The organism is Dactylosporangium sp. NPDC005555 (assembly GCF_040605635.1).
Classification (GTDB): Bacteria; Actinomycetota; Actinomycetes; order Mycobacteriales; family Micromonosporaceae; genus Dactylosporangium.
In genome coordinates this window covers 1-12427 of record NZ_JBEXDG010000006.1, presented here as the reverse complement: position 1 = coordinate 12427, position 12427 = coordinate 1, and the positions used below count along the sequence as shown (strand labels likewise).

At 69.2% G+C, this 12427-nt stretch carries 15 protein-coding genes, 1 tRNA gene and 2 pseudogenes; 11 read left to right on the top strand and 7 right to left on the bottom strand.

Translation table 11 applies throughout. The annotated features are described in order from the left end of the window. Positions 1-218: 218 nt before the first annotated feature. Together ABZS58_RS08935 and ABZS58_RS08930 are read left to right on the top strand one after the other, a co-directional pair. Positions 219-863 carry a DUF998 domain-containing protein gene (locus tag ABZS58_RS08935; protein WP_354779216.1) on the top strand — a complete coding sequence of 215 codons (645 nt, stop codon included), beginning with the start codon at positions 219-221 and terminating at the stop codon, positions 861-863. 70 nt (positions 864-933) lie between these two features. Further along, positions 934-1146, top strand: a pseudogene (locus ABZS58_RS08930) (type II toxin-antitoxin system prevent-host-death family antitoxin); the annotation flags it as partial. 208 nt (positions 1147-1354) lie between these two features. Here ABZS58_RS08930 and ABZS58_RS08925 read toward each other — a convergent pair. Beyond that, a tRNA-Lys gene (locus ABZS58_RS08925) sits at positions 1355-1418 on the bottom strand. Between the two features lie 204 nt (positions 1419-1622). Here ABZS58_RS08925 and ABZS58_RS08920 point away from each other — a divergent pair. The 4 genes from ABZS58_RS08920 to ABZS58_RS08905 all read left to right on the top strand — a co-directional run bounded on the left by ABZS58_RS08920 (position 1623) and on the right by ABZS58_RS08905 (position 4999). Next, positions 1623-1949, top strand: coding sequence for an ADP-ribosylglycohydrolase family protein (locus tag ABZS58_RS08920; RefSeq protein WP_354779215.1), 327 nt, complete (start codon positions 1623-1625; stop codon positions 1947-1949). Positions 1950-2003: 54 nt separating this feature from the next. Further along, complete coding sequence (locus ABZS58_RS08915) at positions 2004-2522, top strand: SigE family RNA polymerase sigma factor (protein ID WP_354779213.1); 519 nt, start codon at positions 2004-2006, stop codon at positions 2520-2522. Then, the gene (locus tag ABZS58_RS08910; protein ID WP_354779211.1) at positions 2522-3592 is read left to right on the top strand and encodes a hypothetical protein; all 1071 of its coding nucleotides are present in this window, start codon (positions 2522-2524) and stop codon (positions 3590-3592) included. Before ABZS58_RS08915 ends, ABZS58_RS08910 begins: the two co-directional genes overlap by 1 nt. A 96-nt stretch (positions 3593-3688) precedes the next feature. Further along, positions 3689-4999 (top strand): type II toxin-antitoxin system prevent-host-death family antitoxin, encoded by a 1311-nt coding sequence (locus ABZS58_RS08905; protein ID WP_354779209.1) that lies wholly within the window; start codon positions 3689-3691, stop codon positions 4997-4999. A gap of 17 nt (positions 5000-5016) precedes the next feature. Here the strand turns inward: ABZS58_RS08905 and ABZS58_RS08900 are convergent, their stop codons facing one another. Together ABZS58_RS08900 and ABZS58_RS08895 are read right to left on the bottom strand one after the other, a co-directional pair. Next, a complete protein-coding gene (locus ABZS58_RS08900) occupies positions 5017-6489 on the bottom strand; it encodes an AAA family ATPase (protein ID WP_354779207.1) in 1473 nt (490 codons plus the stop codon). Between the two features lie 164 nt (positions 6490-6653). After that, positions 6654-7166, bottom strand: coding sequence for a hypothetical protein (locus ABZS58_RS08895; RefSeq protein ID WP_354779205.1), 513 nt, complete (start codon positions 7164-7166; stop codon positions 6654-6656). A gap of 186 nt (positions 7167-7352) precedes the next feature. Between ABZS58_RS08895 and ABZS58_RS08890 the strand changes: the two genes are divergently transcribed. Beyond that, on the top strand, positions 7353-7622 hold the full coding sequence (locus ABZS58_RS08890; protein WP_354779203.1) for a hypothetical protein: 270 nt from the start codon (positions 7353-7355) through the stop codon (positions 7620-7622). A gap of 46 nt (positions 7623-7668) precedes the next feature. Here ABZS58_RS08890 and ABZS58_RS08885 read toward each other — a convergent pair whose 3' ends face one another. Further along, the gene (locus ABZS58_RS08885; RefSeq protein WP_354779201.1) at positions 7669-8763 is read right to left on the bottom strand and encodes a hypothetical protein; all 1095 of its coding nucleotides are present in this window, start codon (positions 8761-8763) and stop codon (positions 7669-7671) included. Between the two features lie 212 nt (positions 8764-8975). On the opposite strand from ABZS58_RS08885, the gene ABZS58_RS08880 reads away from it, so the two are divergent. Together ABZS58_RS08880 and ABZS58_RS08875 are read left to right on the top strand one after the other, a co-directional pair. Next, positions 8976-9227, top strand: coding sequence for a hypothetical protein (locus ABZS58_RS08880; RefSeq protein WP_354779199.1), 252 nt, complete (start codon positions 8976-8978; stop codon positions 9225-9227). A 43-nt stretch (positions 9228-9270) separates the two neighbouring features. Beyond that, on the top strand, positions 9271-9447 hold the full coding sequence (locus ABZS58_RS08875) for a hypothetical protein (RefSeq protein WP_354779197.1): 177 nt from the start codon (positions 9271-9273) through the stop codon (positions 9445-9447). On the opposite strand, the gene ABZS58_RS08870 is transcribed toward ABZS58_RS08875, so the two are convergent. The 3 genes from ABZS58_RS08870 to ABZS58_RS08860 form a co-directional block, all read right to left on the bottom strand. Continuing rightward, positions 9434-10126 (bottom strand): DUF4386 domain-containing protein, encoded by a 693-nt coding sequence (locus ABZS58_RS08870; RefSeq protein WP_354779195.1) that lies wholly within the window; start codon positions 10124-10126, stop codon positions 9434-9436. The two genes, ABZS58_RS08875 and ABZS58_RS08870, sit on opposite strands and share 14 nt — an antisense overlap. Positions 10127-10235: 109 nt before the next feature. After that, entirely contained in the window at positions 10236-10436 is a 201-nt protein-coding gene (locus tag ABZS58_RS08865) for a helix-turn-helix transcriptional regulator (protein ID WP_354779691.1), read from the bottom strand. Positions 10437-10468: 32 nt separating this feature from the next. Next, on the bottom strand, positions 10469-10888 hold the full coding sequence (locus ABZS58_RS08860) for a hypothetical protein (RefSeq protein WP_354779193.1): 420 nt from the start codon (positions 10886-10888) through the stop codon (positions 10469-10471). A 734-nt stretch (positions 10889-11622) separates the two neighbouring features. On the opposite strand from ABZS58_RS08860, the pseudogene ABZS58_RS08855 reads away from it, so the two are divergent. Beyond that, positions 11623-11952, top strand: a pseudogene (locus ABZS58_RS08855) (tyrosine-type recombinase/integrase); the annotation flags it as partial. Beyond that, positions 11901-12314 (top strand): transposase, encoded by a 414-nt coding sequence (locus tag ABZS58_RS08850; RefSeq protein ID WP_354779191.1) that lies wholly within the window; start codon positions 11901-11903, stop codon positions 12312-12314. The pseudogene ABZS58_RS08855 and the gene ABZS58_RS08850, both read left to right, overlap by 52 nt. Positions 12315-12427 lie beyond the last annotated feature (113 nt).

Genomic DNA, 12427 nt, shown 5'->3' with positions numbered 1-12427 from the left:
CCCGGCCGGGTCGTTCCCCGAGCGTCGCAGACCCCGCTACTTCCCCTGTCGTACGGACCCTGACTTCTCCCGGAGCTTTGCCGCACGGTCGACGTCGCGCGCGGTTGGAACGTCCGGCTTCCCGCTGCGGCGGCCGGACCGGATGTCCATCCGACCGCGTCCCGTTCGTAGTCATGCGGAAAGGCAACTTCACCCGACCTCCAGGAGAGATCCACGCCATGACGGCCATCCACCGCCCCAGCAACGTGCACCTGGTGAACTGCGGCGCGATCGCGGGGTTCGTCTTCCTCGGCGGCTCGTTCGCGCAAGCATTCACCCGCCCGGGATTCGACCTGCGCCGGCATGCACTGAGCGCTCTCACCCTGGGTGACCTCGGCTGGCTGCAGGTGACCACCTTCGTGCTCACCGGCCTGCTGGCGCTCGCATTCGCCGTCGGACTGCGGCGAGCGCTGAGGCCCGGCTGGGCAGGCCCCGCCCTGATCGGCACGTACGGCATCGGGATGATCGGCGGCGGGATCTTCACCCCCGACCCCGCGTTCGGCTGGCCCTCCGGCGCCCCCGCCGGGCTGCCCGAGCACCTGAGCACGAGCAACACCCTGCACACCGTCTTCGGCGCCATGGCGTTCATGTCCCTGATCGTGGCCGGCCTCGTGTTCGCCCGGCGGTACGCCCGCCAGGGTCGCCGCGCGTGGATGGTCCACAGCTACGCCAGCAGCGCCGCCGCGTTCATCCTCACGGCGCTGCCGTGGAGCGAGGAATCCGCAAGCCTGCGCTTCGCCTTCGGCGCTATCGTCATCTCCAGCTGGCTGGCCGCCGTCTCCTGGCGTACCCGCAACGACTGCCTACGATCCGGCGGACAGTGATCCGGTGTACCACTGACGGGTTCGGCGCAAACTTTCTGTACGTCGGTTTCGGTCCAGGTTCGGGGGTGCCATGCGCACGGTCAGCTACTCGGAGGTTCGGCAGAACCTCGCCAAGATGCTCGACCACGTGGTGGACGACGCGGAAGAGGTCGTGATCACCCGTTCCGGCCAGGAGTCCGCAGTCATCATCTCGCTGCGTGAGTACGAGTCACTGAAGGAGACGGCGTACCTGATGGCCAGCCCCGCCAACGCCCGCCGCCTGAACGAGGCCATCGAGGAGCTCCGGCGACGCCCTCACCGGCGTTGTCGCCGGACGAAACAGAACCCCCGGCAGCAAGACGATGCCAGGGCTTCGCCGCGTCGGTCTAGTGCATCGTCGGGCCGGCGAAGGACCCGAGCCACTGGGATGGGTTCGCGGAAGCGCAGAAGCTGCCGCCCGAAGCGCAGGCAGTGCGCCGCTCGCGGCGCATGGGGGCTGCGGGGCGGGGTTGTGGGCCGCCAGGGACTCGAACCCTGAACCTACGGATTAAAAGTCCGAATTTTACATATTTATATGATTTCAGACGGTAACGGAGCATCGTCCGTGTTGAGTCTATAACTGTCCCGGTACATCCGCACTGATCCAGGCGCTGTTGACGCTGCGTAGCAAACCCCCGAGGTGGCACCTCGGGGGCTTTTCCTTTTCCGTCCGTGTGCGTCCGTCCAGGTTGGTGAACATCCGAGCAACCACGGAGCAACCGCGGAGGACTCGCGTACCAGGTGGAAAGCCAGGTCAAACGAGGGCTGGAGCGGGCCCGGGGGATGCTCGGGGCCGGGGTCGCCGAGGCGGCGTACGTCCTGGGCAACGGGTCGCGGGTGCTGGCGCAGGACACGGTGCCGTTCGCGTTGTGGGCGGCCGCGACCCACCTCGCCGACTACCGGGCGGCGATCCTGACCTGCGTGGCGGCCGGCGGCGACGTCGACACCACGGCAGCGATCGTCGGTGGGGTGGTGGCCGCGGCGATCGGCCGGGACGCGATCCCCGCGGCCTGGCGCACCCAGCGTGAGCCGCTGCCCGCCTGGGTCCGGACACCCGGTGCGGATTGAGTGCAAAGTTTCCGGCACTCCTGGCGTCTGAGGGGGGTGAAGGAGGTACCCGTCGTGCAGAACTCACTGGAGGCCGAGTTCTCGGCCTTCGTCGAGCAGCGCGCGCATGCGTTGCTGAAGACGGCGTACGCGCTGACCGGCGACCGGCACGCCGCTGAGGACCTCGTGCAGACCGCCCTGGCGAAGGCGTTCGCACGGTGGCGGCGGATCGACGAGCCGGAGCCCTACCTGCGGCGCATGATCTACAACGAGTTCGCGTCCGGGTGGCGCAGCCGGCGCCGGCAGGCCGAGGTGTCGGTGGCGGAGCCGCCGGAGCGGGCCGCTTCCCGATACCTGGAGGCCGACATCGCGCTGCGGCTGCTGCTGCGCGACGCGTTGCAGACGCTGCCACCCCGGCAGCGGGCGGTGCTGATCCTGCGGTACTTCGAGGACCGCAGCGTCGAGGAGACCGCGGAGATCCTCTCCTGCCGCCGGGGCACGGTGGCCAGCCATGCCTCGCGGGGGCTGGCCAAGCTGCGCGAGCTCGTGCCGCAGCTCGACTGGAGCGAAGATTTCGTGGAAGGACGGCACTGATGCGCTTCGAAGAGCTGCTCCACGAGACGATCGACGAGATGTCCGGCGAGCTGCGCGGGCCGTCCGCCGGGCTCGCCGCGCGCAGCATGGTCAAGGGCCGGCGCATCCGGCGCAACCGCAGGCTGGCCGCGACCGGCGGCGCGGTCCTGGCGGTGATCGCCGTCGTGCTGCCCTGGGCGGTCCTGTCCCGCCCCGGCGTCGTCGCCCCGCCACCCGCGGCCGCCGGATCGAGCCGGCCGCAGGCCCGGCTGACCACGCAGGTGCCGACCCCCACGACCCCCGGTGGACTGCCCGGAGGCTGGGTCGTCATCGAGAAGGGGGACCAGGTGCTGGAGCGGTCCAGCGGCCGGTACATCTCCGTGCGCAACCAGGGCCAGCCGGCCCCGACCGGCGACCGGCTCCTGGTCACGCCCGGTCCGAGCGAGGCCAAGGTGACGGACGTGCGTGGCGGCCACCCGGTGACCGTCGAGCCGTCCGGCTTCATCGGCACGTACAGCTGGTCACCGACCGGCGACCGGCTCGTCGGCGGGCTGACCCGGAAGGATCCGTTCAAGGTCGGCTTCGGGGTGATCGACGCCCGCACGGGCAAGGTGCGCACGCAGTGGATCGACGCGGACAGGTACCCCTGCAGCCGGTGCTTCTTCACCTGGACGCGGGACGGCAAGGAGATCGTCATGGCCGTCGCCTACCGCTCGGAAGGTGCTGCCCTGGAGCAGGTCACCGGCCTGCAGCTGTTCGACGCCGAGACCGGCGAGCCCACCAGGTCGCTGCCGGTGACCGCGATGCCGGCCGGGCCGTTCGCCTGGTCGCCCGACGGGCGGTACGTCGTCGCCGGTCCCGAACCCGGAGAGTCGGACGGTCCGAACGGTACGACGACCAACTGGTGGCGGTTCGACGTGCTCACCGGGCAGCGGGTGGAGTTCCCGTTCGCCGCCGTGTGGGTGAGCGACGACGTGCTGCTCACCGGCCGGGACGGCGAGGTGCGCACCCTGACCCGCGACGGCACGGTGACCAGGACCACGGCCGTCGGCGCCCCGAGCGACAGGACCATCACCCTCGGCCCGCCGTAGCGGGCCGCAACGAGCGTCAGCGGGGCACACGAACTTGCTGGTCAGGTGGCTACACTCCCGCAGGCCACAGCCACGAACGGGAGAATGTTGCGCCGGGTGCAGGTTCGGCGAGTCGAGCCGTGGAGGCGCAACCTGGAGGTGACGGCTCGTGACCTGCTCAGCGTGGAGGTGCATCATGGCCAGCCGCGGCGTGATCTTCAAGTCCTGCACCTGCGACCTCGACGGTCGACCCGGCCGGCGCGCAACCGCACCTGCTCGCGGCTGACCGAGCGCGGGCACGGCAGTTGGCAGTTCGACTGCCGCGTCCGCGACATCCGTGGCCGCTCCACCCAGGTACGCCGCAGCGGGTTCCCGTCCCAGGCCGCCGCCACCCGAGCCCGCGACGACATGCTCGACCAGTCCCTGGAACGGTTCACCGGGCAGCGGTGGACCGTCGAGCGGTGGTTGCGGTACCGGCTGACCACCCGCACATCCATCCGGCCGACCACGCTGCGGGTCTACACCCAGCACATCGAGCATTACCTCATCCCGCACCTGGGCAAGCTCCGCCTGGCGGAGGTCACCGTCCGGCACCTGACCGTCATGTTCGCCGACCTCGCGAAACACACGACGCGCTCCGGGGAGCCGCTCGCGCCGGCGACGCTGCACCGCATCCAGGCCACGCTGCGCGGCGCGCTCAACGCCGCCGTCCGCAACGACATGATCAGCGACAACCCCGCCCGCCGAATCGAACTGCCCAGCCGGTCCCGGTCACACGCCGTCGTGCGGACACCGCAGCGGGTCGAGGTGTGGCGGCGGGAGGGCGTTCGGGAGAAGGTCGCCGTCTGGACCGCCGAGCACCTCGCCACGTTCCTGAACCGAGTTGCCGCCGACCGGCTCTTCGCGATGTGGTGGCTCATCGCCCTACGCGGGCTCCGCCGCGGCGACGCCGCCGGGCTACGGTGGTGCGACGTCGACCTCGAACACGGCACGATGACCATCGCCCAGCAACTCACCTGCATCGGCCACAAGATCCTCCAAGGGCCGCCGAAAAACGCCGCCAGCCGCCGCGTCGTCGCACTGGACCGGCACACCGTCCAAGCGCTCCGCGAGCACGCCCGCAGGCAACGCCTCGAACGACTCGCCGCCGGTCGAGCCTGGCAGGACACCGGGTATGTATTCACCCGCGTCGACGGCCGCCCCTTGCATCCGTCCGAGCGCATCGAGATCACCGTCTACGGGCGACCTGCGGCGGTACTGATGTCCGCCGACGACCTGGCGGCCCTGGAGGAGACCGTCGCGGTCCTCAGCGACCCGGCCGCCCTGGCGGGCCTCATCGAGGGAACCGCCGACATCGCCGCCGGCCGAGTGCATGACCTGGACGACGTCGTGGCCGAGTTCGCCGCCCGTAGGCGCACATCGCAGTGACCTATGCGGTGAAGTTCTCAGCGGCAGCCCGCCGGACGATCACGGAGACCCTGCCGGAGGCCGGCGCTGGCCGCGGCGTTGTGCATGGCGGCGCCGACGGCCCTGGCCAGGCGCTCGTCGGCGGCCACGAGCGCGGCCCAGGACGCGCCCAGGTCGGTGCCGCCGCCGACCGCGAGGACGGCAGCGGCTCGGTCGGCCTCGAGTGCCTCGAGCACGGGCGGCAGCTGGTCCTGCCCAACCCCGGCCAGCCGGCGCAGCCGCCACCGCCGGGCCAGACCGCCCTGCAGCAGCCTCCTCGCCTTCGGTACGTCGAACCCGTCCGCGAAAACCCTCGGCGCTTCGAGGCGCAGGCCCGCCAGCAGCGGCTCCCAGGTGGCCATGGTCGCCGCCCGGCACTCCAGGTCGAGGGCCGCGGCGAGCCCTTGCTCGACGGCGTGCACGCCGGCCGCCGCGGCGGCGACGGCTTCCCGGTCGGCGTGCAGCTGGCGGGCCTTCACGCCGTCCGGCCGGCCGGAGGCCAGGGACACCGCGAACCGGTTGCGGCGCTCGGCGTTGCCGAACAGCACCGGCTCCGGGCCCGGATAGCGGGCGAGCAGTTCGCCGAGCACTTCGGCGGCGTGCGCGGCCTGGGTGGCCACGAGCACCGAACCGCCGCGGTACACCGTGTCCAGCGCCGCGGCGACGACGGCATGGCTCTTTCCGTTGCCGGGCGGGCCGGACACGACGACGACCCGCTCGGACCGGGTCCGCCGGACGACCTCCCGCTGCGCGGCGTTGAGGGGCAGCGGCGACGTGACCCGAGTCATGGGCGACATGTCAGACATGTCTGGAACGTCGGCGCCGTCGCCGTACACCACGGCCAGCGCCGTGGCGTCCAGGCCGGTGCGGGCCGCCCAGGCGCGCAGCGTGTCGCGCAGCCCGGCGGAGGAGACGTCGCGGACCACGTAGAGGGCGGCAACGGCCTGCCCGACCAACTCGTCGTCGGGCAGCCGGCTGATCGGCGTGTCGTCGTTGGCGAGCCGGTCCGGTTTCAGCCCGGCTGCCTCGGCGGCGGTGGCGACCCAGGCGGCCGTGCCGGTGGTGTTGAGCCAGGCGGCGGTGCCCAGCCCGGGCGCGGACTCCAGAACGGCGGCGAGGTCACGGTCGGTGACCAGCGGGGTCAGCTCGAGGTCGCCGGCGGGCACCACCCGGTAGCCGCGGCCGGTCCGCTCCAGCCGCACCGGCTCGGCGATCAGCGGCAGCCGTAGCTTGCGGATCGCGCCGTCGATGTCGGCGACCCCGAGCAGCCAGGCCCAGCCCCGACGGAGGATCCGCTCGTCGCGGTGCAGGGCGTCGAGGGCGGCGAGCCGGTCGACGGTGCGGTTGCGCGGCGCCCGGTCCGGGTCGTCGAGCCAGGCGATCGGCTGTTCGCCCTTGGCGACGTCGAACGTGCGCTCCCGGCCGGCCGGGGCGAGGTCGGCGAGCGCGGCGAGGACCCTGCTCGGTTCCATAGACGCACGATTCTGTCACCGCCGCGCCAGCGACAGGGTGCCGGCGTTGCCATCGATCCAAAGTTGACCTTGGAAAATAGCGTGCAGCTGATCAAGTCGTCCGCCTGGTGGCGCGGTGTTGCGCAAGGTCGGCGACAGATTCGCATGCCGCGGATTGTGGACGATCAGTTCGACGCGAAGTTCCATTGCATAGGTAGGGCGCTGTCGCACTGGGCACAGGCGAAGTCGTTGTCCCGCACGACGTTGCGTTGGCGGCAGGCCGGGCAGCACCGGAATATGACCTTGTCGGTGAAGTCATCTGGATGCTGTACGTCGATGCGGTCGAGCGCTTCGCCAACCGCTGGCCAGGAGTCCGGATCGGGGCAGTAGCCGGTGGACTGGTTGGTCACCTCGACAACGTGCCAGCCGGCGGCGGTGGGGGCGAACGCAATCTCGCCGGCCGCGAGGACATCGTGTCCGGCGGCCAGTGCGACATGCTCGGAGCGCCGGGGCGCCAACCTGAGGTCGCCGTCGAGCGCCACGACGAAGGTGAACGGCTCGACGAGCTCACCGCGGTCGCGCCCAGCGAGCCAGCGCGCGAGGGTGGCAGCCGTATCGACACCTACCGTGTCCACCCTCACCAGTCGGTCGCGCAGCTCGGGCGGACCAACGTAGCTGTACCGCCTGGCGTGCGTCACCGGGTGATGTGATCCACCAGCAGCGACGCCTTCCACACGAATCCGACCTCCACGGCAGATGCAAGCAGCGCCCGGTCGGCGGCTACCGCGCAGCCGATCAAACTGGCCAAGCCGATCGCGTGGCCGGAAGTGAGTTGATCGGATGAGTGGCCAGACGCCTGGCGGTGGGTCGAAGAGAATGGGCGCGTGTACATCGACATCTACTTCCCCAGCGAACTCCCCGTCGATCGCGACGACCTCGAAGATGCCTTGGATGAGCTGGACGGCTTCGAGGTCGTAGGTGCGGGTGTCGGTGTGTCCGGAAGCAATCTCGACGTCGAGGTCGACGCCTCAATCCCGCGTGCACAGGCCATCGAAGCTATCGTGACGGTCCTGCGTCAGCACAGGTCTCGGGGAACGTACCTTCGCTTGTCGGACACCGGCGAGCGCGTCAATGCCGCTCAGCCCAGTCGCTGACCGTCGAAGGCAGAGCGCCCGACCAGCGGCATGTGCAGGCACCCGATCAAGCGGTGTTTGGGTTCACCACTGCCAACTGAGATCGTCCGCCCATCGGCGCGGCGGGATGTGCTGCCGATCGGCTCAACGGTGCTGGGATAGGTACTCCCGCAGCCCGGCCGGCCACAGTTCGAGTTCCCGGTCGACGAAGTTCTGCGGGTCGTTCTGGGGTCCTTCGATCCGGTGCAGCTGCGGCTTGTCCAGCGTCCGGCCAGGCAGCGTGAGGTGCTCGAGTTCGGGCCGGAACGGAAAGCTCCAGTGTGCGATCCGGGCGCGTGCCTGCCCGTCGACGACCAGCTCGGATCGCGAGGACCAACGCCATTGGCCGCCGGCAGCGGTCATCTCCAGCAGAAAGCTGTCTGGATAGGCCCAACGCGCGTCGGTCACCACGATCGCCGAACCGGACCGCATCAGCAATCGGCTGGCTTGTGGCCTCGACCAGAGCCGCTCGGACCCGGTCGTCGACAACGGTGATGCGCCGGAGCAGCTCGGCCGCCTCGGGCGCGTCGATGTCGCCGTACGTGCCGTAGAAGGACGCCGCCATCGCCTCCCCGAGCGGTGCGTGCAGTGCCGGCATCTCTGCGGCGGTCAGGAAGAGGTGCCGCTTCGCCGGCCATGGCAACGGCCCCGCCGCGCGCAGGATTCCACCCCACTGCGCAGCCTGAACCTGTGTCAGCAGCGCGGCGAGAACGGCGGCAGCGTCTTTGTCATGCTCGAAATAGTCGATCGTCAGCCCGTACGTGGCCGAATCGGTGACCGGACGGGGGCCGTGGACGAGCATGGCGGCGTACTGGCGCACGATCCAGCTGCGGAGCCGACCGCCGGAACCGTCCCAGACAAAGCGGAGATACATCAGTGCGGAGTACGACGGACGCTGCTGATGGAACAGGACAAGTACCGCCGCCGTCTGTGGGGAGGCGTCGTTGAGGTATACGTCGTGGCCGTCGGGCTCGGCAATTCCGGCGGCGACCGCCAGCCGCAACTCCCGGTCGACGGTCGCGCGGTCGACACCGAGCGCCACGAGCTCTCGATCCCAGGCGGAACTGCCGATCGGCGGTGGAACGTCGATGACCGGAGGCAGCGCCGACACCTGCATGGACACTCGGCGAACGCTACATCGCCAGATCATCGACACAACATGGTTTTTCGCTGGACAGGCTCGCGCACGGTCATACGTTCCCGCGAGGCGATCATCGCCTCGGTGCGTAGCGAGCGCTCTGGGAGATCCGGATGCCACGATGATCCCTTGGTGCCGTATATCGGCCGAATTCGGTGTACCGCTGGCCAGCAGTACGGCGGTTCAGCGTTCTGGACATGGTTGACAGTTCGGGTTTCGACGCCGATTCGCAGGGCCATTCGATCGAGGTCCCGTGCCGTCTGCATCCGGAGCAGGTGCTCGAGTATCCGTTCCCGCAGGAACTGCCGATGGGCCTGGTCAGGCGGATCGACGCCTGGGATGAGCGAGCCGACGAGGACGACGACGGGCAGACCTATGTCGACCTTGCCATGGTGCCGGGATGGAAGGTCGGCGGATACGCGAACTGGAGCCTGACGGACCTGGGGTGACACGCGGTGCCGGCATTGCGAGGGCCCGACCTCGCTGGTCCTGGTGATCGACTCGAAGGAGTACGACGGCGGTACGGAGAGGCGGTGGCGGCCCGCGAACGATCCGCAGCCGGCCGCCGCGCAGGAACCGACCGGCGTGATGGTCGGCAGGTGGGGTGCCCTGCGCATCTTTGCGTGCCTGAGCTGCCCGGACATCCCGGTCGTGCTCAACCAGCAGTAACGGTCGGCGGCGCTTCGTCCGGTGCCTGCCGGCGTACGCCGCGGATGAGCAGGTAGCCGACCATCCAGAACTCGCCTACGGATGCGGGATACGTAAGTACCTCGGCGACGATCTGTGCGTCGGGGGCGAGGTATCTGATGAAGGCGCTGAGGACGTACCCGACCCCGCCGCCGACGAGGATCCTGCCCAGGACGCGGGGCATCCAGCCCGAACGCAGCACGCACCAGCCCATGGGGATGAGCCACAGGCCGAAGAACAGTGCTCCCACCCCCCACAGGTTGTCGCTGATCAGGTACAGGACCTGGACGTTGGCCGCCGGGTCGCCGACCGGGTCGACCGATATCCCGACCGCCGTGGCCAGTAGTGCCGCGCTTATGAGGCCCACGGTCGCGTTGATCAGGCCGAAGGCGGTGATGCCGCTCGCGGTAAAGGGGTCTGCAGTACGGAACAGGCGGTAGAACCAGACGGCGGCGAGGGTCTGGGTGACGACCATGCCCAGTTCCAGGGCAACGCCGGCGCGGGCGAGTGACTCGTGCGTGGCCAGGTTCGCCAGCGTCGCATTGGGGTCGTCGGCTGCGAAGAGCTGCGGGCGGACGATGAGGAATCCGAGGACGCCGGTGATGGCGTTGCCGAGGTAGAACAGTCCGGTGATGCGGGCGGTACGTGTGAGCGTGTGCATCGTGGCTCCTTCTCGATCCGGGTGTGGGATTGCGCGATCGCTCCTTGATTTGGGTGCGTGGAGCCGGCCGCGAGGCGGATGCCTCGCGCGCCGGGTCGGGCTGTGGGGGCTACTGGTCGGTGTCGGTTTCGGGGTAGCTGAAGACGTCGTCGAGCGGCACCCGGAACACCCGCGCGATCTGGAAGGCCACCTCCAGCGACGGCGAGTAGCGGCACTGTTCGATGGCGATGACGGTCTGGCGGGTCACCCCGATGCGGTCGGCCAGCTCCGCCTGCGTCATCTCCCCGTGGGCGAAGCGCAGCGCCCGGATCGAGTTGGTGACTCTGGTCGGCTTGCCCACGGCTACCAGCCCCGCCGGTACGCGACGATCTTCACCACCGCCGAGGTCACCGCGGCCAGGACGAACGCCAGATAGAGCGCATGAGCGATCCAGAACTGCTCGACCTCCGCCATCGCCAGGACCAGCGGCGCGATCGCGGCGATGCTCATGACGTAGAACCCGACGTACTCACCTCGCCGGTTGATCTCCCGGTCGCGTTCGTCGGTCCGGCCCGCGTCCTTGGGCGAGGCCATGGCGGCCACGATGGACAGGACGATGCCCGCGCCGATCCCGACGCCGATCGCCGTGAGCATCGGTCTCACGTAGGCGATCCCCGCCACGTCCGTGCCCGGCACCTTGGACAGGACGGTTGCCAGGTAGGCGACCGGGACGGCGACGCCGATGACGGCATAGATCCAGGTGCGCTTCTCTTCGGAGGACATGTCCTGCTCCCATGTAAAAGAAACTTGACATATCGAAGGTAAAGCAGTCCTGACATGGTGTCAACAATGTTTAACACCAACCCCACGGTGGCCGGCTCACCGGTGACCGACACGCCCCCTCACATCGGAGCACGCCGACCAACCCGCTACCCATCGGCCCGGTTGTCACGGCCGCTGCCAACGGGTGACGCACAACGGGTAAAGGAACTCGGTGCGCCTACCCCGATTTCGTTACCCGTTGTCGGAGGTCTGCAGGTTTAGGGCGCTGCGGTGGCGGTGTCCGGATGGCACGTACCGGCGTGGCGCGGACCATCGTTCGCGCCGATGCGATCTCGGGTCGAGATCGAAGGAGTGTCCTGGTCGTGGGGATGACCAGATCCGTCCTTCGATGAGCCGGCGGCGTCGACGCTGTCGCAGGAGCGGCGACGCGGCGCGCTCATCGGCATGTGCGGAAATGTGATCAAGCGAGCCACGGTTTCGATCAAGCGATCACGAAGACGTGCTCTGCGGTTTCTGACACCATCAGGTGCGAGCTCGGTAAACCCGGGACCGTGCTTGCATCGCGAGTCACAGCCTGGGTGGTGTCAGTCGACCCCGCTCAATGTGGAGATGTCTCATGGCCAGTCGTGGTGTGATCTTCAAGTCCTGCACCTGCAGCGCCAGCGGCCAGGCCGGCCGCCGCCGGAACCGCACCTGCCCCCGCCTGGTCGAACGCGGGCACGGCAGCTGGCCACCGGTTCTGCCGTCTCCGCAGCACGACTGACCTGCCGCCGGTCCGCCTGCACGACCTGCGCCACGGCGCCGCGTCCCTCGCCCACCAGGCCGACGCCGACCTCAAGACCGTCCAGGACCAGCTCGGCCACGCCAGCATCGTGCTGACCGCCGACACCTACACCAGCGTCACGCCCGAATCGCAGCGGCGAGCCGCTGCCGCGACCGCCGAGCTCGTCCTCACCGCCGCCCGCGCCGTCCGCAAAACAGATCTAGAAGCGGCGCAACGAGTACGGCGACCATGGCGCCCGATCCGCAACCCTCGGCGCTCCGGAACGACCTCATCGACCTGATCTCGCTGCAACCAGCCATGTTCCACCACCCCGGCGGACTCATCCTGATCGTGGACAAGGGCTACCGCGACCGCATCACCGAGAACTGGCTCAACGAAACAGGTATCGACGTCATACGACCCGCCTCCCGCAACGAAACACCACGCCCCGGACGGCCCCTCCTACACGCCGTCCGCCAGAACATCGAGTCGGTCAACCAAACCCTCAAAGACCAACTCCACCTTGAACGGCACGGCGGCCGCACCCCTGCGGGCGCGGCCGTCCGCATCCTGCAACGCCTCCTGGCCATGACCGCCGCGATCTGGCACAACTGGCACACCGGCCAGCCCGTCATGCGATCCCTGATCGCCTACGACCACTGAACCCTTGGAATAGACCGTCTAGTAGAGCGTCGTGTCTAATTTTCTGGGTATAGGTGGCGGAGTTTGGTGCGGGCGTCGGTGGTGGTGAAGTGCCAGTTGACCTGCCGTTGGTT